This window comes from Allocellulophaga tsushimaensis, from assembly GCF_055383085.1.
The window spans coordinates 2,613,864-2,635,391 of the sequence record NZ_AP039451.1; the positions used below are offsets into that span (position 1 = coordinate 2,613,864).

Sequence of the window (21,528 nt, forward strand, 5' to 3'; positions counted from 1 at the left end):
TAGGTTTAAATATAGACTGGATAGACGCAAATTCTTACAAGATTTGTTTTTTACCGAGAAAAGATGTTTTTTAAAGAATTTTATTAATTTCTAGAGAAATTTCCTATTTACAATATATTTTTTGCCATATCTTGCATTAAATTTTAAAGAGGCCCCAACTTCTTACTTTTTACATATTTCCTACAGCCATGGTGATTAGTTTAATATAAAACTAACATATATGGGAATTTTTACTTTATATAAAATTGGTAAGAAAAAGTCATTTTTTCTATCAAAATTATTTGTTTTTATTATAGCAGTTTGTGCATCTTTACTATTTTCAAATAATAGTTTTGCTACTGATATGCCAAACTTGGAAGTCGTTACAGATAGAGACGGCGATGGTGTCCCAGATTACATAGATATGGATGATGATGGAGATGGTATCTTGGATATTGTAGAAAGTAATAAGGATACAGATCGTGATGGTATTATAGATAGTTTTGATATTGATTCAGATGATGATGGGATTCCAGATAATATAGAAGCACAAACTACTTTAGGATTTATAGCACCTAGTGGTATTGACGAAGATGGTAATGGTCTAGATGATGCTTATGAAGATACTCCGGGTAGTTGTAATGGACTAACTCCAATAGATACTGATGATGATGGTATTCCAGATTTTTTAGATTTCGATTCAGATGACGACGGTATTGTTGATATAGGAGAAGCACAAACATTACTAGAGTTAAAATTACCAAGTGGTAAAGATATCGACCAAAATGGTTTAGATGACATATATGAAAGCACTCCTGGTGCGGGAGAAGGACTTAGTCCAATAGATTCGGATGGCGATACCGTTAAGGATTTTAGAGATATTGATGCTGATAATGATGGTATGCTTGATAATATTGAGGCACAAACCACGAGTGGTTATATCCCCCCATCAGGCAGTGATAAAAATAGGAATGGTCTTGACGATGCGTATGAAGACTATAAAAAAGGACCTACAATAATACCAGTATGTTCAGATAATGATCCTTTTCCAGATTTTAGAGACATTGATAGTGATGATGATGGTATTCCAGATAACGTAGAGGCACAAACCACGAGTGGCTATATTGCCCCTAATGGTGATGCAGGTCCAGACAATAACGGATTAGATAGCGCCTATCCAGATGGTTTAACACCAGTAAACACCTTTGGGACGGACAATCCAGATTATACAGATATCGATAGTGATGATGATTTAGTGTTGGATAACAACGAGGGTAATGATTTTAATTTTGATGGTATTCCAGATGATACCTTTATCGAAGGTGCTGATGCCGATGGAGATGGATTAAACGATGGATATGAAGGAGAAGACATCAATGATGGCTTTGATGTTAATGATGAGATCAATGATCCAGCAAATGATTTACCAGATACTGATGGTACAGAAGATGTAAACTATAGAGATTTAGATGATGATGGAGATGGGATCAATACTCCAGATGAAGATGGCGATAATGATGGTGATCCAACCAATGATGATGAAGATGATGATGGTATTCCAGATTATTTAGATCCAATTGATGATAGAGAAGATCCAGATACCGATGGCGATGGTGTACCAGACAGTGTGGATTTAGATGATGATAACGATGGTATCTTAGATACAGAAGAAGATCCAAACACCGATGGAGATAATGATCCAAACACCAATCCAGAAGACACGGATAATGATGGTATTCCAAACCATTTAGACATTGATAGTGATGATGATGGTATTCCAGATAACGTAGAGGCACAAACCACGAGTGGCTATATTGCCCCTAATGGTGATGCAGGTCCAGACAATAACGGATTAGATAGCGCCTATCCAGATGGTTTAACACCAGTAAACACCTTTGGAACGGACAATCCAGATTATACAGATATCGATAGTGATGATGATTTAGTGTTGGATAACAACGAGGGTAACGATTTTAATTTTGATGGTATTCCAGATGATACCTTTATCGAAGGTGCTGATGCCGATGGAGATGGATTAAACGATGGATATGAAGGATCAGATATCAATGATGGCTTTGATGTTAATGATGAGATCAACGATCCAGCAAATGATTTACCAGATACCGATGGTACAGAAGATGTAAACTATAGAGATTTAGATGATGATGGTGATGGGACCAATACTCCAGATGAAGATGGCGATAATGATGGTGATCCAACCAATGATGATGAAGATGATGATGGTATTCCAGATTATTTAGATCCAATTGATGATAGAGAAGATCCAGATACCGATGGCGATGGTGTACCAGACAGTGTGGATTTAGATGATGATAACGATGGTATCTTAGATACAGAAGAAGATCCAAACACCGATGGAGATAATGATCCAAACACCAATCCAGAAGACACGGATAATGATGGTATTCCAAACCATTTAGATATTGATAGTGATGATGATGGTATTCCAGATAACGTAGAGGCACAAACCACGAGTGGCTATATTGCCCCTAATGGTGATGCAGGTCCAGATAATAACGGATTAGATAGCGCCTATCCAGATGGTTTAACACCAGTAAACACCTTTGGGACGGACAATCCAGATTATACAGATATCGATAGTGATGATGATTTAGTGTTGGATAACAACGAGGGTAATGATTTTAATTTTGATGGTATTCCAGATGATACCTTTATCGAAGGTGCTGATGCCGATGGAGATGGATTAAACGATGGATATGAAGGATCAGACATCAATGATGGCTTTGATGTTAATGATGAGATCGATGATCCAGCAAATGATTTACCAGATACCGATGGTACAGAGGATGTAAACTATAGAGATTTAGATGATGATGGTGATGGGACCAATACTCCAGATGAAGATGGCGATAATGATGGTGATCCAACCAATGATGATGAAGATGATGATGGTATTCCAGATTATTTAGATCCAATTGATGATAGAGAAGATCCAGATACCGATGGCGATGGTGTACCAGACAGTGTGGATTTAGATGATGATAACGATGGTATCTTAGATACAGAAGAAGATCCAAACACCGATGGAGATAATGATCCAAACACCAATCCAGAAGACACGGATAATGATGGTATTCCAAACCATTTAGATATTGATAGTGATGATGATGGTATTCCAGATAACGTAGAGGCACAAACCACAAGTGGCTATATTGCCCCTAATGGTGATGCAGGTCCAGACAATAACGGATTAGATAGCGCCTATCCAGATGGTTTAACACCAGTAAACACCTTTGGGACGGACAATCCAGATTATACAGATATCGATAGTGATGATGATTTAGTGTTGGATAACAACGAGGGTAATGATTTTAATTTTGATGGTATTCCAGATGATACCTTTATCGAAGGTGCTGATACCGATGGAGATGGATTAAATGATGGATATGAAGGAGCAGACATCAATGATGGCTTTGATGTTAATGATGAGATCAATGATCCAGCAAATGATTTACCAGATACCGATGGTACAGAGGATGTAAACTATAGAGATTTAGATGATGATGGAGATGGGATCAATACTCCAGATGAAGATGGCGATAATGATGGTGATCCAACCAATGATGATGAAGATGATGATGGTATTCCAGATTATTTAGATCCAATTGATGATAGAGAAGATCCAGATACCGATGGCGATGGTGTACCAGACAGTGTGGATTTAGATGATGATAACGATGGTATCTTAGATACAGAAGAAGATCCAAACACCGATGGAGATAATGATCCAAACACCAATCCAGAAGACACGGATAATGATGGTATTCCAAACCATTTAGATATTGATAGTGATGATGATGGTATTCCAGATAACGTAGAGGCACAAACCACGAGTGGCTATATTGCCCCTAATGGTGATGCAGGTCCAGACAATAACGGATTAGATAGCGCCTATCCAGATGGTTTAACACCAGTAAACACCTTTGGAACGGACAATCCAGATTATACAGATATCGATAGTGATGATGATTTAGTGTTGGATAACAACGAGGGTAATGATTTTAATTTTGATGGTATTCCAGATGATACCTTTATCGAAGGTGCTGATGCCGATGGAGATGGATTAAACGATGGATATGAAGGATCAGATATCAATGATGGCTTTGATGTTAATGATGAGATCAACGATCCAGCAAATGATTTACCAGATACCGATGGTACAGAAGATGTAAACTATAGAGATTTAGATGATGATGGTGATGGGACCAATACTCCAGATGAAGATGGCGATAATGATGGTGATCCAACCAATGATGATGAAGATGATGATGGTATTCCAGATTATTTAGATCCAATTGATGATAGAGAAGATCCAGATACCGATGGCGATGGTGTACCAGACAGTGTGGATTTAGATGATGATAACGATGGTATCTTAGATACAGAAGAAGATCCAAACACCGATGGAGATAATGATCCAAACACCAATCCAGAAGACACGGATAATGATGGTATTCCAAACCATTTAGATATTGATAGTGATGATGATGGTATTCCAGATAACGTAGAGGCACAAACCACGAGTGGCTATATTGCCCCTAATGGTGATGCAGGTCCAGATAATAACGGATTAGATAGCGCCTATCCAGATGGTTTAACACCAGTAAACACCTTTGGAACGGACAATCCAGATTATACAGATATCGATAGTGATGATGATTTAGTGTTGGATAACAACGAGGGTAATGATTTTAATTTTGATGGTATTCCAGATGATACCTTTATCGAAGGTGCTGATACCGATGGAGATGGATTAAATGATGGATATGAAGGAGCAGACATCAATGATGGCTTTGATGTTAATGATGAGATCAACGATCCAGCAAATGATTTACCAGATACCGATGGTACAGAAGATGTAAACTATAGAGATTTAGATGATGATGGTGATGGGACCAATACTCCAGATGAAGATGGCGATAATGATGGTGATCCAACCAATGATGATGAAGATGATGATGGTATTCCAGATTATTTAGATCCAATTGATGATAGAGAAGATCCAGATACCGATGGCGATGGTGTACCAGACAGTGTGGATTTAGATGATGATAACGATGGTATCTTAGATACAGAAGAAGATCCAAACACCGATGGAGATAATGATCCAAACACCAATCCAGAAGACACGGATAATGATGGTATTCCAAACCATTTAGATATTGATAGTGATGATGATGGTATTCCAGATAACGTAGAGGCACAAACCACGAGTGGCTATATTGCCCCTAATGGTGATGCAGGTCCAGACAATAACGGATTAGATAGCGCCTATCCAGATGGTTTAACACCAGTAAACACCTTTGGAACGGACAATCCAGATTATACAGATATCGATAGTGATGATGATTTAGTGTTGGATAACAACGAGGGTAATGATTTTAATTTTGATGGTATTCCAGATGATACCTTTATCGAAGGTGCTGATGCCGATGGAGATGGATTAAACGATGGATATGAAGGATCAGATATCAATGATGGCTTTGATGTTAATGATGAGATCAACGATCCAGCAAATGATTTACCAGATACCGATGGTACAGAAGATGTAAACTATAGAGATTTAGATGATGATGGTGATGGGACCAATACTCCAGATGAAGATGGCGATAATGATGGTGATCCAACCAATGATGATGAAGATGATGATGGTATTCCAGATTATTTAGATCCAATTGATGATAGAGAAGATCCAGATACCGATGGCGATGGTGTACCAGACAGTGTGGATTTAGATGATGATAACGATGGTATCTTAGATACAGAAGAAGATCCAAACACCGATGGAGATAACGATCCAAACACCAATCCAGAAGACACGGATAATGATGGTATTCCAAACCATTTAGATATTGATAGTGATGATGATGGTATTCCAGATAACGTAGAGGCACAAACCACGAGTGGCTATATTGCCCCTAATGGTGATGCAGGTCCAGATAATAACGGATTAGATAGCGCCTATCCAGATGGTTTAACACCAGTAAACACCTTTGGAACGGACAATCCAGATTATACAGATATCGATAGTGATGATGATTTAGTGTTGGATAACAACGAGGGTAACGATTTTAATTTTGATGGTATTCCAGATGATACCTTTATCGAAGGTGCTGATGCCGATGGAGATGGATTAAACGATGGATATGAAGGATCAGATATCAATGATGGCTTTGATGTTAATGATGAGATCAACGATCCAGCAAATGATTTACCAGATACCGATGGTACAGAAGATGTAAACTATAGAGATTTAGATGATGATGGTGATGGGACCAATACTCCAGATGAAGATGGCGATAATGATGGTGATCCAACCAATGATGATGAAGATGATGATGGTACTCCAGATTATTTAGACGATACAGTAATTTTAGTAAATCAAATGGTAACACCAAATGGTGATAACATGAACGAATTTTTATTTATTACAAATGTTGATCAAGCACTAAATAATACACTTAAGATATTTAATAGATGGGGTGTTGTTGTTTTTGAGGCTGTAGGATATGATAATCAAAGAAATGTATTTGATGGTCGATCTAAAGGGAGGTCTACACTTAGTGGTAAAGAGTATCTGCCAGCAGGTATATATTATTATATTTTTGAATATCAGACTCCAAATAACAGAAATATTACAGATAGTAGCTATATTTACATTAGTAATTAAATAATCAATAGTATTGAGAACACTATATAATTATGAATAAAACTGTTTTTTTATTAGGGCCATTACTATTATTGCTTTTTTTTACGCAAAATTCTACAGCACAACAAGACGCACAGTATACACAATATATGTTCAACACGCTAAGTGTAAACCCTGCTTATGCAGGTTCTAGGGGGCAATTAAGTATAGCTGGATTGTACAGATCGCAATGGCTTGGTGTTGATGGATCACCAGTTACACAAACACTGAGCTTAAACTCTCCTATTAGAAATAGCAAATTAGGATATGGTTTATCTGTAGTAAATGATCAAATTGGAAATGGTACTATACAAGAAACCTATTTTGATGGAGTAGTTTCGTATACCTTAGATGTTTCGCAAACAGCAAAATTGTCTTTTGGATTAAAAGCAGGCTTCAATTTAATAAATCTAGATTTTACAAAACTTCGGAATTTTGATTCAGAGCCTATACAGGGTAATAATATAGATAATCGATTTGCACCTAATTTTGGATTAGGAGTCTATTACCATACTAATAAGTTTTATTTAGGGCTTTCTGCACCAAACTTATTAGAAGTGGATTATTTTGACAATGCTAACAGAGATGCTGAAGACATAAATTTTTTATCTCAAGAAAGAATTAACTTTTATCTAATTACAGGTTATGTTTTTGATGTTGCCGACTTAGTTAAATTTAAGCCTGCACTTTTAACAAAAGCAGTAGGCGGAGCTCCATTACAAGTAGATGTTTCTGCTAATTTTTTATTTAATGATAAATTTTCTTTAGGCGCAGCATATCGTTGGAATGCTGCAGTAAGCTTACTTGCGGGTTTCCAGATTAGTGATCAAATAATGCTAGGTATGGCTTATGATAGAGAAACTACTGCATTAGGTTCAACAAGATTTAATGATGGCTCTTTTGAAGTGTTTTTAAGATTTGAATTAGTTAAATCTTTTCAAAAATTAGTATCACCGCGCTTTTTCTAAATAGTAATTATGATAAGAAAAATACTTTTATTTGTCCTAATTGTAACTGCATCTAAGAGCATTATTGCTCAAGATAATAAGCTGCTTGAAAAAGCAAATAATAAATATGAGACCTATTCTTTTCGTCCAGCTATTGATATCTATAAGAAAGTATTAGATAAAGGCTATGTATCAGCCGATTTACTAAAAAAACTAGGAAATTCATATTATTTTAATGCGAACTATGAAGAGGCTTCTAAGATTTATAAAAGGTTACTATCTGAATATGAATCAGAAATAACACCAGACTTTTACTTTAGATATTCTCAAACGCTTAGAACTTTAGAGGCATATGATGAAGCGGATAAACTAATGCTAAAGTTTACGGAAATTACTTCAAAAGATTCTAGAGGTACAATTTTTAAATCTGAAAGAGAATACCGTAAAGACATTAAAAAAAATTCTGGAAGATATAATATTGGTCCTTTTCAATACAATTCAAAATATTCAGATTTTGCTCCTTCCTTTTATAAAGAAGGATTAATATTTTCTTCAGACAGAGATACAGGGAATTTTGCACGCTATAGGCATACTTGGAATTCAAGAGACTTTTTAGATTTATATAAAATAAATGAGACAAATATAGTTTCAAAACTAAATAAGAATCTCAATACAAGATTACATGAATCTACTAGTGCTATTACTAGAGATGGTGCTATTATTTATTTCACAAGAAATAATGTTCAAGATAAAAAACCAGTAAAAGATGAAGAAGGTGTAATTCGGTTAAAAATATATAAATCAGAGTTTGTAGATGGTTCATTTGGTGAGCCTGTTGAACTTCCTTTTAATAGTGATAGTTATTCTGTTGCGCACCCAGCACTTAGCTTAGATGAAAAAACATTATTTTTTGCTTCTGATATGCCTGGTACTTATGGCGAATCAGATATTTTTAAAGTCACTATAAATAAAGACGGAACTTACGGAACGCCTGAAAATTTAGGAAATACTATTAATACAGAAGCTAGGGAAACGTTTCCTTTTGTGAGTGGTGATGAAGTTTTATATTTTTCTTCTGATGGTCATCCAGGACTTGGAGGCCTTGATGTTTTTGCTACTAAAATAAAGAACAATACCTTTAATGGAACTGTAGCAAATGTCGGAGAACCTATTAATAGTAAATCAGATGATTTTACTTTTATTATAAATGATGCTACAAAAAAAGGATATTTTGCATCTAGTAGGGATGGTGGTTTAGGCATGGATGATATATATAGCTTTGTTGAAAATAAGCCATTAGAGTTAGATTGTAACCAAGTAATAACGGGTACTGTAAGAGATAAGATTTCTAATTTAGTTTTAGTAGGTGCAACAGTTATGGTTATTGATGAAAATAATAAAGAAATAATAAGTGCTTTAACAGATGCTGAAGGTAATTATACACTTACTATAGATTGTAATCAAGGGAATTTTGTAAGAGCTTTAATAGATGGCTATATACCCTCCGAAAAATACTTTGAAAAATCTGAAGAAGGTGCTCCATTGAAAATAGATTTTTACTTAGAAAGGGATGCTGTTACAGCTGGATTTGGCGATGATTTATCAAAATTATTACAGCTAAGCACCATATATTTTGATTTAAATAAGTTTAACATCAGAAGTGATGCTGAAGTAGAAATCCAAAAAGTAATTGCAGCAATGGAAAAATATCCAACCTTAAAAATAAAAGTTAATTCACATACAGATAGTAGAGGAAAGGATTCTTATAATTTATGGTTATCACAAAAAAGAGCTGCATCTACTGTTTCTTATATGATTTCTAAAGGGATTTCAGAAGATCGCTTACAAGGAGATGGTTTTGGAGAAACAAAATTGGTAAATAAATGTAGTAATGGAGTAAGGTGCTCTCGAAAAGATCATGAACTTAATAGACGTTCAGAGTTTATTATTATAGAATAAAATTTTGTATTATAATATAATTAACAAAATTAAATAATTGTTTTTTATAAGTTTCTTCATAATTAACAAATTTCATAGTTAGGTTTCATAGTACTCATTAATGAAACTCATTTTTATAAGTTAGCTTAACTTGCTTAAGATTTTAAGTTGGTATTCATCTTAATCTTTTCATGATAATCTTTAATATTTCTATCCTTGTGTTGATTCCTTATATCAAGTATGAGGTTTGCTCTAAAGTTTAATATTTTTTATTCAATTTGAATTCGATTATTAGTTTTTTGTTTTTAAAGAATATATAGACTCATAAAAGAATAATCTCTTTCCATTTGTAGAATATTCAAAATATATGGTTCAGAAAGTATTTTGAGAATAATATTTTACGAAAGTTTTTTCCCACGTAGTAATTTATTAAAAGCCTTGCTATATAAGGCTTGCTGAATAAAATATGACGAAAAATTGCGCTGTAAAATAATTGAAACTTCATTTTTTAACACTTAGGCAATACTATTTAACACTTACACAACAAATATTTCTCAATGGCTAACCTAAAGTTAATTTTGTAGAGTGTAAGAATCTGCATGTTACTCTCCAGAAGATATTATTCAGATGATTTACCTAAACAACGATAATAAATTGATTAAGAATAACATAAACCAAATCACCATGAACAAGAAGGTATTATTACTATTATTTCTTCTTACATTCGGTCTTACTTTTTCTCAAACTACCGTAACCTTAGAAGACCAATGTAATTGCGAAGTTTTAAGCGGAACTGCCGTTACAGCACCTGGAGCTATTACTCCTGCTGGTGCTGATCTTGGAGACATTTATGTAAATACAAATACAGGAGTTATTTACTTTTGGGATGGTAATTCATGGGAGTTAACTTCTAGTGATAATCAACAAGTTCAGGATTTTAGTTTTAATGCTGTTACAAACGAACTTACATTAGATGTACAAAATGGAGGAGGTCCTATAATTGTTAATTTAGACTCTTTAAGTGATTCATTTACAGATACAAATACTACAATTACCTCTTTTGCTATTGATGCAACAAATACAAATTTAGTGATTACAGATAGTGACTCGAATAGCTTTTCAATAGCACTAGCAGATATCGCTGCAATAATTAATACCGATAACCAAACCTTAGCTTTAAGTGGTAACAGTTTAAGCATCGCCGGTGGAAATACCATCGATATTAGTAGTATCAACACGGATGACCAAGCGATTAGCTTAAGTGGTAACATCATTACCTTAGAAGATGGAGGTACGGTAGACTTAAGTGGTTTTGTAAGCAGTGATGATCAAGCGATTAGTTTAAGTGGTAACATCCTTACTTTAGAGAGTGGTGGTACAGTAGACTTAAGCGCCTTCTTAGATAACACGGATGCACAGAATATTAGCCTTAGTGGCAATAGTTTAAGTTTAAACATCGCCGGATGGAATTAGCTTAAGTGGTAACATCATTACCTTAGAAGATGGAGGTACATCAGTGATGATCAAGCGATTAGATATTAGTAGTATCAACACGGATGACCAACACGGATGACCAAGATTAGCTTATGGTGGGTAACATCATTACCTTAGAAGATGGAGGTACGGTAGACTTAAGTGGTTTTGTAAGCAGTGATGATCAAGCGATTAGTTTAAGGTAACATCCTTACTTTAGAGAGTGGTGGTACAGTAGACTTAAGCGCCTTCTTAGATAACACGGATGCACAGAATATTAGGTGGCAATAGTTTAAGCACAGAAACACCATCGATATTAGTAGTATCAACACGGATGACCAAGCGATTAGCTTATGGTAAGTAGACATCTTAGATTTAGAAGATGGAGGTACAACAATTAACACCATAGATTAGTTTATGGTAACATCCTTACTTTAGAGAGTGGTGGTACAGTAGACTTAAGCATCAGATAACACGGATGCACAGAATATTAGGAATGAAACACCATCGATATTAGTAGTATCCCAAGCGATTAGCTTATGGTAACATCATTACCTTAGAAGATGGAGGTAACTTAAGTGGTTTTGTATTAGCAGGATGATGATCAGGCGATTAGTTTAAGTGGTAACATCCTTACTTTAGAGAGTGGTGGTACAGTAGACTTAAGCACTTCTTAGATAACACGGATGCACAGAATATTAGCCTTAGTGGCAATAGTTTAAGCATCGCCGGTGGAAACACCATAGATATTAGTAGTATCAACACGGATGACCAAGCGATTAGCTTAAGTGGTAACATCATTACCTTAGAAGATGGAGGTACGGTAGACTTAAGTGGTTTTGTAAGCAGTGATGATCAGGCTATTAGTTTAAGTGGTAACATCCTTACTTTAGAGAGTGGTGGTACAGTAGACTTAAGCGCCTTCTTAGATAACACGGATGCACAGAATATTAGCCTTAGTGGCAATAGTTTAAGCATCGCCGGTGGAAACACCATCGATATTAGTAGTATCAACACGGATGACCAAGCGATTAGCTTAAGTGGTAACATCATTACCTTAGAAGATGGAGGTACGGTAGACTTAAGTGGTTTTGTAAGCAGTGATGATCAAGCGATTAGTTTAAGTGGTAACATCCTTACTTTAGAGAGTGGTGGTACAGTAGACTTAAGCGCCTTCTTAGATAACACGGATGCACAGAATATTAGCCTTAGTGGCAATAGTTTAAGCATCGCCGGTGGAAACACCATCGATATTAGTAGTATCAACACGGATGACCAAGCGATTAGCTTAAGTGGTAACATCATTACCTTAGAAGATGGAGGTACGGTAGACTTAAGTGGTTTTGTAAGCAGTGATGATCAAGCGATTAGTTTAAGTGGTAACATCCTTACTTTAGAGAGTGGTGGTACAGTAGACTTAAGCACCTTCTTAGATAACACGGATGCACAGAATATTAGTAGGATGACCAATTAGCTTAAGTGGTAACATCATTAGTTTTGGAGGTAGGTAGACTTAAGTGGTTTTGTAAGCAGATGATCAAGCAGTGATCCTTACTTTAGAGATCACGGATGCACAGAATATTAGCCTTAGTGGAAACAGTTTAAGTTTCGATATTAGTAGTATCAACACGGATGACCAAGCGATTAGCTTACAGGATGACCAAGCGACATCATTACCTTAGAAGATGGAGGTACGGTAGACTTAAGTGGTTTTGTAAGCAGTGATGATCAAGCGATTAGTTTAAGTGGTAACATCCTTACTTTAGAGAGTGGTGGTACAGTAGACTTAAGCGCCTTCTTAGATAACACGGATGCACAGAATATTAGCCTTAGTGGTAACAGTTTAAGCATCGCCGGTGGAAACACCATCGATATTAGTAGTATCAACACGGATGACCAAGCGATTAGCTTAAGTGGTAACATCCTTACTTTAGAGAGTGGTGGTACAGTAGACTTAAGCACTTTCTTAGATAACACGGATGCACAGAATATTAGCCTTAGTGGCAATAGTTTAAGTATCGCCGGTGGAAACACCATAGATATTAGTAGTATCAACACGGATGACCAAGCGATTAGCTTAAGTGGTAACATCATTACCTTAGAAGATGGAGGTACGGTAGACTTAAGTGGTTTTGTATCAAGGATTAGTTTATGGTAACATCCTTTAGGTGGTGGTACAGTAGACTTAAGCGCCTTCTTAGATAACACGGATGCACAGAATATTAGCCTTTGGTAACATCCTTAGTGGTGGAAACACCATTATTAGTAGTGGTAATAGTTTAAGTATCGCCGGTGGAAACACCATCGATATTAGTAGTATCAACACGGATGACCAAGACCGCTGATTAGCTTAGTGGTAACATCATTACCTTAGAAGATGGAGGTACGGTAGACTTAAGTGGTTTTGTAAGCAGTGATGATCAAGCGATTAGTTTAAGTGGTAACATCCTTACTTTAGAGAGTGGTGGTACAGTAGACTTAAGCGCCTTCTTAGATAACACGGATGCACAGAATATTAGCCTTAGTGGTAATAGTTTAAGTATCGCCGGTGGAAACACCATCGATATTAGTAGTATCAACACGGATGACCAAGCGATTAGCTTAAGTGGTAACATCATTACCTTAGAAGATGGAGGTACGGTAGACTTAAGTGGTTTTGTAAGCAGTGATGATCAAGCGATTAGTTTAAGTGGTAACATCCTTACTTTAGAGAGTGGTGGTACAGTAGACTTAAGCGCCTTCTTAGATAACACGGATGCACAGAATATTAGCCTTAGTGGCAATAGTTTAAGCATCGCCGGTGGAAACACCATCGATATTAGTAGTATCAACACGGATGACCAAGCGATTAGCTTAAGTGGTAACATCATTACCTTAGAAGATGGAGGTACGGTAGACTTAAGTGGTTTTGTAAGCAGTGATGATCAAGCGATTAGTTTAAGTGGTAACATCCTTACTTTAGAGAGTGGTGGTACAGTAGACTTAAGCACCTTCTTAGATAACACGGATGCACAGAATATTAGCCTTAGTGGTAACAGTTTAAGCATCGCCGGTGGAAACACCATAGATATTAGTAGCATCAACACGGATAACTTAGTGGATAATGGTTTTGTAAGCAGTGATTTGGTACCATCTAAACACCATCGATATTAGTAAAACACGGATGACCAAGCGATTAGAATCATTACCTTAGAAGATGGAGGTACAGACTTAAGTGATGATCAAGCGATTAGTTTAGAACATCCTTACTTTAGAGAGTGGTGGTACAGTAGACTTAAATAACACGGATGCACAGAATATTCCTTAGTGGGTAAACACCATCGATATTAGTAGTATCCGATAATCAGAACATTAAGGTACGGTAGACTTAAGTGGTTTTGTAAGCAGTGATGATCAGGATTAACAGAGAGTTTAGTAGACTTATCTATAGAAAAATGGTACAGGTACAGATGTAGACTTAAGTACTTTCCTAGAGGTACAAATACGGATGAGTGCAAAACAGTTTAGCTTATTATAGTGGTACAGGTACAGATGTAGACTTAAGTACTTTCCTAGACAATTAAGTCAAAACTTGCGGGTGGTAATACAGTAAACATAGCAGGTATCAACACGGATAATCAGAACTTAACTGGTGCTGTGTTATCAGGTAATGATTTGGTATTATCTATAGAAAACGGAACAGGAACAAGTGTAGATTTAAGTACTTTAAATAATTCAGGTACCGATAATCAGAACTTAACTGGTGCAGTGTTATCAGGTAACAGTTTAGTCTTATCTATAGAAAATGGTACAGGTACAGATGTAGACTTAAGTACTTTCCTAGACAATACGGATAGTCAAAACTTAGCATTAAGTGGTACTGATTTAAGTATTGCGGGTGGTAATACAGTAAACATAGCAGGTATCAACACGGATAATCAGAACTTAACTGGTGCAGTATTATCAGGTAATGATTTGGTACTATCTATAGAAAACGGAACAGGAACAAGTGTAGATTTAAGTGCTTTAAATAATTCAGGTACCGATAATCAGAACTTAACTGGTGCTGTGTTATCAGGTAACAGTTTAGTCTTATCTATAGAAAATGGTACAGGTACAGATGTAGACTTAAGTACTTTCCTAGACAATACGGATAGTCAAAACTTAGCATTAAGTGGTACTGATTTAAGTATTGCTGGTGGTAATACAGTAAACATAGCAGGTATCAACACGGATAATCAGAACTTAACTGGTGCAGTATTATCAGGAAATGATTTAGTCTTATCTATAGAAAACGGAACAGGAACAAGTGTAGATTTAAGTACTTTGAATAATTCAGGTACCGATAATCAAAACTTAACTGGTGCTGTGTTATCAGGTAATGATTTGGTACTATCTATAGAAAACGGAACAGGAACAAGTGTAGATTTAAGTACTTTGAATAATTCAGGTACCGATAATCAGAACTTAACTGGTGCTGTGTTATCAGGAAATGATTTAGTATTATCTATAGAAAACGGAACAGGAACAAGTGTAGATTTAAGTACTTTGAATAATTCAGGTACCGATAATCAGAACTTAACTAGTGCAGTATTATCAGGAAATGATTTGGTACTATCTATAGAAAACGGAACAGGAACAAGTGTAGATTTAAGTACTTTGAATAATTCAGGTACCGATAATCAGAACTTAACTAGTGCTGTGTTATCAGGAAATGATTTGGTACTATCTATAGAAAACGGAACAGGAACAAGTGTAGATTTAAGTACTTTGAATAATTCAGGTACCGATAATCAGAACTTAACTAGTGCTGTGTTATCAGGAAATGATTTGGTACTATCTATAGAAAACGGAACAGGTACAGACGTTGATCTAAGTACTTTCTTAGACAATACAGATGATCAAAATACAACAGAAGTAAGCTTAAGTACAGCTACAGATGTTGATGGTGATTTAGGTGTTGATCCAGACGGAGCTGGCCCTGCAACGGCTGGTGTAGCAGAAACAACGGTGCAAGAAGTAATTGAAGCAATAGCTCCAATTACATCTAAGGCAGCCAGAATTTTCTATCCACCATCAATTGCTGTAGATGCTTCTACAACTGGTACAGGAAGAACTATAGATCTTTATCAACAATATTTAGATCAGTATACTCTTAACCCAGGAACTATAGGTGGATTGCCAATTTTGACAGCTTCAAGTACAAATGCTCCAGGAGCGATCCCTACCTATTTAGCTGATGAATTATACTATTATATTACTTATGCAGATCCAGCAGTTTTTGCAAATCTTAGTATTGATGAAGATGGTGTGTTAACCTATGATATCGTAGGATCTCCAGCAGATTTAAATTCATTAATTAATGTAGTATTTGTAGTAAAATAATTGAATTAGTATAACGATATACCAAATAAATTTGAAATTTAAACCTACATATAAATCCTTACTTTTAAGTGTTGTTTTTACAATATTTGGAGTTATTGTATCTAATGCTCAGTTTCTATTGCAAGCACCAAATAATACAGATGAAAATAATTACAGATGGTATAATGCATCCGATACAAATACAGTTTTAGGAACCAATTTCTTTTATGAAGTTAGTACACCTGGAGTATATTTTGCAGTGTATGATGGAACCATTTGTGGATCTAATGCCACAAGCTATTTTATTTTAACAGATTGTACTTCTCCAGAAAACGAAGTCACTTTAGATATTTCAGCAAGTGTAACAGATCCAAATACAGTAAATTGGACTCCTATTTTAACAGGAGATCAATTACGGCCAGTAGTGATAGCTACGCAAACGGTAACTCGTTATACTGCTTCAATTACAAAAGCAGGGAATACTAGTAATTTACCAAGCTTTACTGTGGTTTGTATGAATCAAGCAGCTGTCTTAATGAATGATTTAGTAGTAGTAGATGAGGACGATTCTATAGTAGTACCTATATTTGATAATGATAGTGATATACCAACTTCAGGTACACTAACAACATCTGCACCTGCAAATGGTTCTGTAAATGTAGCTGATAACGGAACGCCTAATGACCCATCAGATGATATTGTTACATATACACCTAATCCAGATTATAATGGGACAGATTCTTTTACCTATACAGTTTGTGATTCATTAGGAGATTGTAGTACCGCAACTGTGAATGTGGATGTACTTCCAATAGTTGATGCTATTGATGATATGGTGACAACGGATGAAGATACAGCGATAACGATTTCTATTTTATCAAATGATAATGATGTTCCTCCTCTTGGAACTTTAACTACAACTAATCCATCAAATGGTACTATTAATATAGATGATAATGGTACTCCAGGAGATATTTCGGATGACACAATAACGTATACACCAGACCCAGGTTATTTTGGAACGGATACTTTTACATATACACTTTGTGATAATATGCCTGTACCAAATTGTAGTACAGCAACAGTTACCGTGATTGTGACAGATGTAATAGATTTAGACAGTGATAATGATGGCATATTGGACACATTTGAAGATTTAAACTTGGATGGTGATAACGATCCTGCTACAAATCCTACAGATTCTGATGGAGATACCATTCCGGACTATTTAGATATTGACAGTGATGATGATGGGATTCCTGACAATGTTGAAGCCCAAACTACAGCAGGTTATGTTCCGCCAAGTGGTGTTGACGCAAATAACAACGGGTTAGACGATGCATATGAACAAGATGGTAATCTTGGAATAATTCCAGAGAATACAGACGGAGAAGATCTTCCTGATTATTTAGATACAGATAGTGACAATGATAATATTCCAGATCGTATTGAAGCAAATGACATTAATCAAGATGGTGTTTCTGATGTAGATTATTTAGCTTCTGATAAAGATGACGATGGATTAGATGATGCTTATGAAGGAGATATTGCTATAGATGATGATGTTAACGATGAAATAAATGATCCAATAAATGATTTACCTAATACAGATGGTGATGAAGAAGTAGATTATAGGGATACAGATGATGATAATGATGGGATTCCAACAGAAGAAGAAGATGTGAATTTAGATGGCGATTATGCTAATGATGATTCAAATTCTAATGGAGTACCAGATTATTTAGATGTAAATCCTAGACCTTTAGATATTGAAGTATTCAATGTAATAACCCCTAACGGAGATGGTGTTCATGATGAGTTAACTATACGTGGTTTAGAAAATTACCCAGATAATACGGTTAAAATATATAATAGATGGGGCGTTTTAGTATATGTTACAAAAGCATATAATACCACAGGAAATGTTTTTGATGGTACATCTACAGGTAGAGTTACATTGCAACCAAATAATAAATTACCTGTAGGTACATATTTCTACATTATAGACTTTGGAGATGACTTAGGAAATAGAAGATCAATTTCAGGATATTTATATATAAACAGATAATAGAGTACATGAATATTGTAAATCAACATAACTTTTTTAAAGTGCTAATTAGAGCAATAGTATGTAGTATATTCTTGTTTATATCTAATGCAATAGTTGCACAACAAGATGCGCAATATACACAGTATATGTATAATACTGTTAGTATTAATCCTGGTTATGCAGGTTCTCGTGGTCATGTCAGTGTTGCTGCTTTACACAGATCACAATGGATAGGTCTAGACGGTGCTCCATCAACAAGAACCATAAATGTCCATTCTCCAATAGGATATAGGGGAGTAGGCTTAGGCTTATCAATCGTAGATGATAAAATTGGACCATCATCAGAAACAAATTTTGATTTAGATTTTTCATACACTATTTGGACGTCCAAAGAAGATAGGTTAAGTTTTGGCTTAAAAGCAAGTGCTAATCTTTTAGATGTTAATTTTTCATTACTTAATCAATTTAGGGAACCAAATACGGATCCCTCTTTGCCCCCAGTACCAATTGATCAATTATTACAACAAAATATTGATAATAGATTTGCGCCTAATATTGGAGCAGGAGTTTATTATCATACTGAGAACTACTACCTAGGCTTATCAGTACCTAGATTTCTAGAAACCACTCATTTTGATGAATCTTCTTTGTCAGCAGCTAAAGAACAAGTGAATTTGTACTTTATAGGAGGTTATGTATGGGATATTAATAGGTTTACCAAATTTAAACCTACTATACTTACCAAGGCAGTACAAGGAGCACCACTTCAGGTAGATGTATCGGCAAATTTTATGTTTAATGAAAAATTTATTGCAGGTGCCGCATATAGATGGGATGCTGCAGTAAGTGCTATGGTTGGCTTTCAATTAGAAGATGGCCTATTTATAGGAATAGCATATGACCGAGAAACAACTGCATTAGGAAGTACTGCATTTAATAATGGTTCATTTGAAGTGCTCCTTCGATATGATTTTATAAGTTCTAAAGGAAAATTAAAATCTCCACGTTTCTTTTAATAGTACTTTCCCATTTTATTATCTTAAACATTATTTGATACTACTTTTAAAGATGTTATTTTTGTAATTAAGGCAAATGAGTTGTTTTAGCTATGAAAATATTATAATTTGAAAGAAGAACACGTAATACTTGTTAATGAATTAGATGAGCAATTAGGTATAATGCCTAAGATGGAAGCACATGAAAAAGCTGTTTTGCATAGGGCTTTTTCAGTTTTTGTAATGAATGATAGAGGTGAAACAATGCTTCAAAAACGTGCGGCACATAAGTATCATTCGCCCTTATTATGGACCAATACATGTTGTAGTCATCAGAGAGTAGGAGAATCTAATATAGAGGCAGGGAAAAGAAGATTACAAGAAGAAATGGGTTTTGCCACAGAACTTAAAGAACTATTTTCATTTATATACAAAGCCCCTTTTGATAATGGCCTTACAGAGCATGAACTAGATCATGTTATGATGGGGTATTATGTGAAAAAACCGATAATTAATAAAGAAGAAGTAGCAGATTGGAAGTGGATGAAACCCGAAGCAATACAAAAAGATATTGCCAAATCTCCTGAGCGTTATACAGCATGGTTTAAAATTATTTTTGAAAAATTTTATAATCATATAAGTCAAAATAATTTTTAATCATGAAAGTAAAAGTTAGTAGAAGAGCTCATTTTAATGCAGCGCATAGATTATATCATAAGGATTGGAGTAATGAAAAAAATGATGCTGTTTTTGGCAAATGTAATAACCCAAACTTTCATGGGCATAACTATGAATTAATTGTAAGTGTTACTGGAGAAATAGATAAAGAAACAGGATTTGTTATAGATGTTAAAATATTAAAAGATTTAATTAAAAGTGAAATAGAAAATGCTTTTGATCATAAAAATTTGAATATTGATGTTCCAGATTTCAAAGAATTAAACCCAACAGCAGAAAATATAGCTGTTGTTATTTGGAATAAATTACGCCCGCATATTGCTATTAAAAATGAACTTGAAGTTGTTTTGTATGAGACACCAAGAAATTTCGTAACTTTTACAGGGAACTAATACATTTTAACAATGAACTTTTATCCTATAAAATTTAAACCTATTTTAAAAGAACGTTTATGGGGTGGTTCTAAGCTAGGAGATGTTTTTGGAAAGCCTATTACTGCTGATAACACAGGAGAGAGTTGGGAGGTATCTACAGTTAAAGGAGATGTTTCTGTAATTGCTAATGGAAGCTTCTCTGGTACTTCTTTACAAGAGTTGATAGATATGTATCCAGAAGAATTTCTTGGAAAGAGTGTTGCAGAACGCTTCGGTACAGAATTTCCAATTCTGATTAAATTTATTGATGCAAAGCAAGACTTATCTATTCAGCTTCATCCAAACGATGATTTGGCTAAAAAAAGGCATAATTCTTTTGGGAAGACCGAAATGTGGTACGTTATGGATACCGAAAAAGATGCCAACTTAATTATTGGGTTTAATAAGGATGTTGCGAAAGAAGAATATCAAAATAGTGTTGAAAACAATACACTCTTAGAATTGTTACACTATGAAAAAGTACAAAAAGGAGATACTTTTTTTATAAACACAGGAAAAATACACGCTATTGGAGCAGGAGTAGTTCTTGCGGAAATCCAACAAACTTCAGATGTAACGTATCGTGTTTTTGACTTTAATAGAAAAGATAAGGAGGGTAATTTAAGAGAATTACATACTGAGTTAGCTTTAGATGCAATAGACTACAAAAAGAAGGACGATTTTAGGGTAAACTATACTAAAAAAAAGAACCAAACTAATAAAATGGTAAATTGTCCCTATTTCAACACAAATTATTTAAATTTAGATAAAGATGCTGTAAAAGATGTATCTAATAGAGATTCATTTACAATATTTATGTGTGTAGCAGGTAAGGCTTCAATAACATCCTCTAATACAACAACGTCAATAGCAAAAGGAGAAACTATTTTGGTTCCAGCTAATACAGATCAAATTCAAATAAAAACGAACGAGGTGACACTTTTAGAAGTTACTATCTAAGGAATTACAGTTTGTTGTGAAA

Annotated in this window: 11 protein-coding genes; all 11 read left to right on the forward strand. The window is 35.0% G+C overall.

Annotated features, from left to right (window positions below):
* Positions 1–220 precede the first annotated feature (220 nt).
* The 11 genes from ACZ451_RS11305 to ACZ451_RS11355 all read left to right on the forward strand — a co-directional run bounded on the left by ACZ451_RS11305 (position 221) and on the right by ACZ451_RS11355 (position 21,506).
* Positions 221–6,691, forward strand: a complete 6,471-nt coding sequence (locus ACZ451_RS11305; RefSeq protein ID WP_464212459.1) for a T9SS type B sorting domain-containing protein — start codon at positions 221–223, stop codon at positions 6,689–6,691.
* Between the two features lie 32 nt (positions 6,692–6,723).
* A complete protein-coding gene (locus ACZ451_RS11310) occupies positions 6,724–7,677 on the forward strand; it encodes a PorP/SprF family type IX secretion system membrane protein (RefSeq protein WP_464212461.1) in 954 nt (317 codons plus the stop codon).
* 9 nt (positions 7,678–7,686) lie between these two features.
* The gene (locus tag ACZ451_RS11315) at positions 7,687–9,615 is read left to right on the forward strand and encodes an OmpA family protein (RefSeq protein WP_464212463.1); all 1,929 of its coding nucleotides are present in this window, start codon (positions 7,687–7,689) and stop codon (positions 9,613–9,615) included.
* 663 nt (positions 9,616–10,278) lie between these two features.
* A complete protein-coding gene (locus ACZ451_RS11320; RefSeq protein WP_464212465.1) occupies positions 10,279–11,067 on the forward strand; it encodes a hypothetical protein in 789 nt (262 codons plus the stop codon).
* A gap of 2,210 nt (positions 11,068–13,277) precedes the next feature.
* Positions 13,278–13,412: a hypothetical protein gene (locus tag ACZ451_RS11325; RefSeq protein ID WP_464212467.1), complete on the forward strand. Its 135-nt coding sequence runs from the start codon at positions 13,278–13,280 to the stop codon at positions 13,410–13,412.
* Between the two features lie 1,291 nt (positions 13,413–14,703).
* Positions 14,704–16,431 carry a beta strand repeat-containing protein gene (locus tag ACZ451_RS11330; RefSeq protein WP_464212469.1) on the forward strand — a complete coding sequence of 576 codons (1,728 nt, stop codon included), beginning with the start codon at positions 14,704–14,706 and terminating at the stop codon, positions 16,429–16,431.
* Between the two features lie 31 nt (positions 16,432–16,462).
* The gene (locus ACZ451_RS11335; RefSeq protein ID WP_464212471.1) at positions 16,463–18,478 is read left to right on the forward strand and encodes an Ig-like domain-containing protein; all 2,016 of its coding nucleotides are present in this window, start codon (positions 16,463–16,465) and stop codon (positions 18,476–18,478) included.
* Between the two features lie 8 nt (positions 18,479–18,486).
* On the forward strand, positions 18,487–19,476 hold the full coding sequence (locus ACZ451_RS11340) for a PorP/SprF family type IX secretion system membrane protein (RefSeq protein WP_464212473.1): 990 nt from the start codon (positions 18,487–18,489) through the stop codon (positions 19,474–19,476).
* Between the two features lie 108 nt (positions 19,477–19,584).
* On the forward strand, positions 19,585–20,112 hold the full coding sequence (gene idi / locus ACZ451_RS11345) for an isopentenyl-diphosphate Delta-isomerase (RefSeq protein WP_464212475.1): 528 nt from the start codon (positions 19,585–19,587) through the stop codon (positions 20,110–20,112).
* A gap of 2 nt (positions 20,113–20,114) precedes the next feature.
* Positions 20,115–20,525, forward strand: coding sequence for a 6-pyruvoyl trahydropterin synthase family protein (locus ACZ451_RS11350; protein ID WP_464212477.1), 411 nt, complete (start codon positions 20,115–20,117; stop codon positions 20,523–20,525).
* Positions 20,526–20,537: 12 nt separating this feature from the next.
* The gene (locus ACZ451_RS11355; RefSeq protein WP_464212479.1) at positions 20,538–21,506 is read left to right on the forward strand and encodes a type I phosphomannose isomerase catalytic subunit; all 969 of its coding nucleotides are present in this window, start codon (positions 20,538–20,540) and stop codon (positions 21,504–21,506) included.
* Positions 21,507–21,528 lie beyond the last annotated feature (22 nt).

What these genes read in the sequence shown, in the direction of transcription:
- ACZ451_RS11340 (WP_464212473.1), top strand. Translation starts at nt 18,487, where the DNA reads ATGAATATTGTAAATCAACATAACTTTTTTAAAGTGCTAATTAGAGCA.
- ACZ451_RS11320 (WP_464212465.1), top strand. Translation starts at nt 10,279, where the DNA reads ATGAACAAGAAGGTATTATTACTATTATTTCTTCTTACATTCGGTCTT.
- ACZ451_RS11350 (WP_464212477.1), top strand. Translation starts at nt 20,115, where the DNA reads ATGAAAGTAAAAGTTAGTAGAAGAGCTCATTTTAATGCAGCGCATAGA.
- ACZ451_RS11315 (WP_464212463.1), top strand. Translation starts at nt 7,687, where the DNA reads ATGATAAGAAAAATACTTTTATTTGTCCTAATTGTAACTGCATCTAAG.
- ACZ451_RS11305 (WP_464212459.1), top strand. Translation starts at nt 221, where the DNA reads ATGGGAATTTTTACTTTATATAAAATTGGTAAGAAAAAGTCATTTTTT.
- ACZ451_RS11325 (WP_464212467.1), top strand. Translation starts at nt 13,278, where the DNA reads ATGCACAGAATATTAGCCTTTGGTAACATCCTTAGTGGTGGAAACACC.
- ACZ451_RS11310 (WP_464212461.1), top strand. Translation starts at nt 6,724, where the DNA reads ATGAATAAAACTGTTTTTTTATTAGGGCCATTACTATTATTGCTTTTT.
- ACZ451_RS11355 (WP_464212479.1), top strand. Translation starts at nt 20,538, where the DNA reads ATGAACTTTTATCCTATAAAATTTAAACCTATTTTAAAAGAACGTTTA.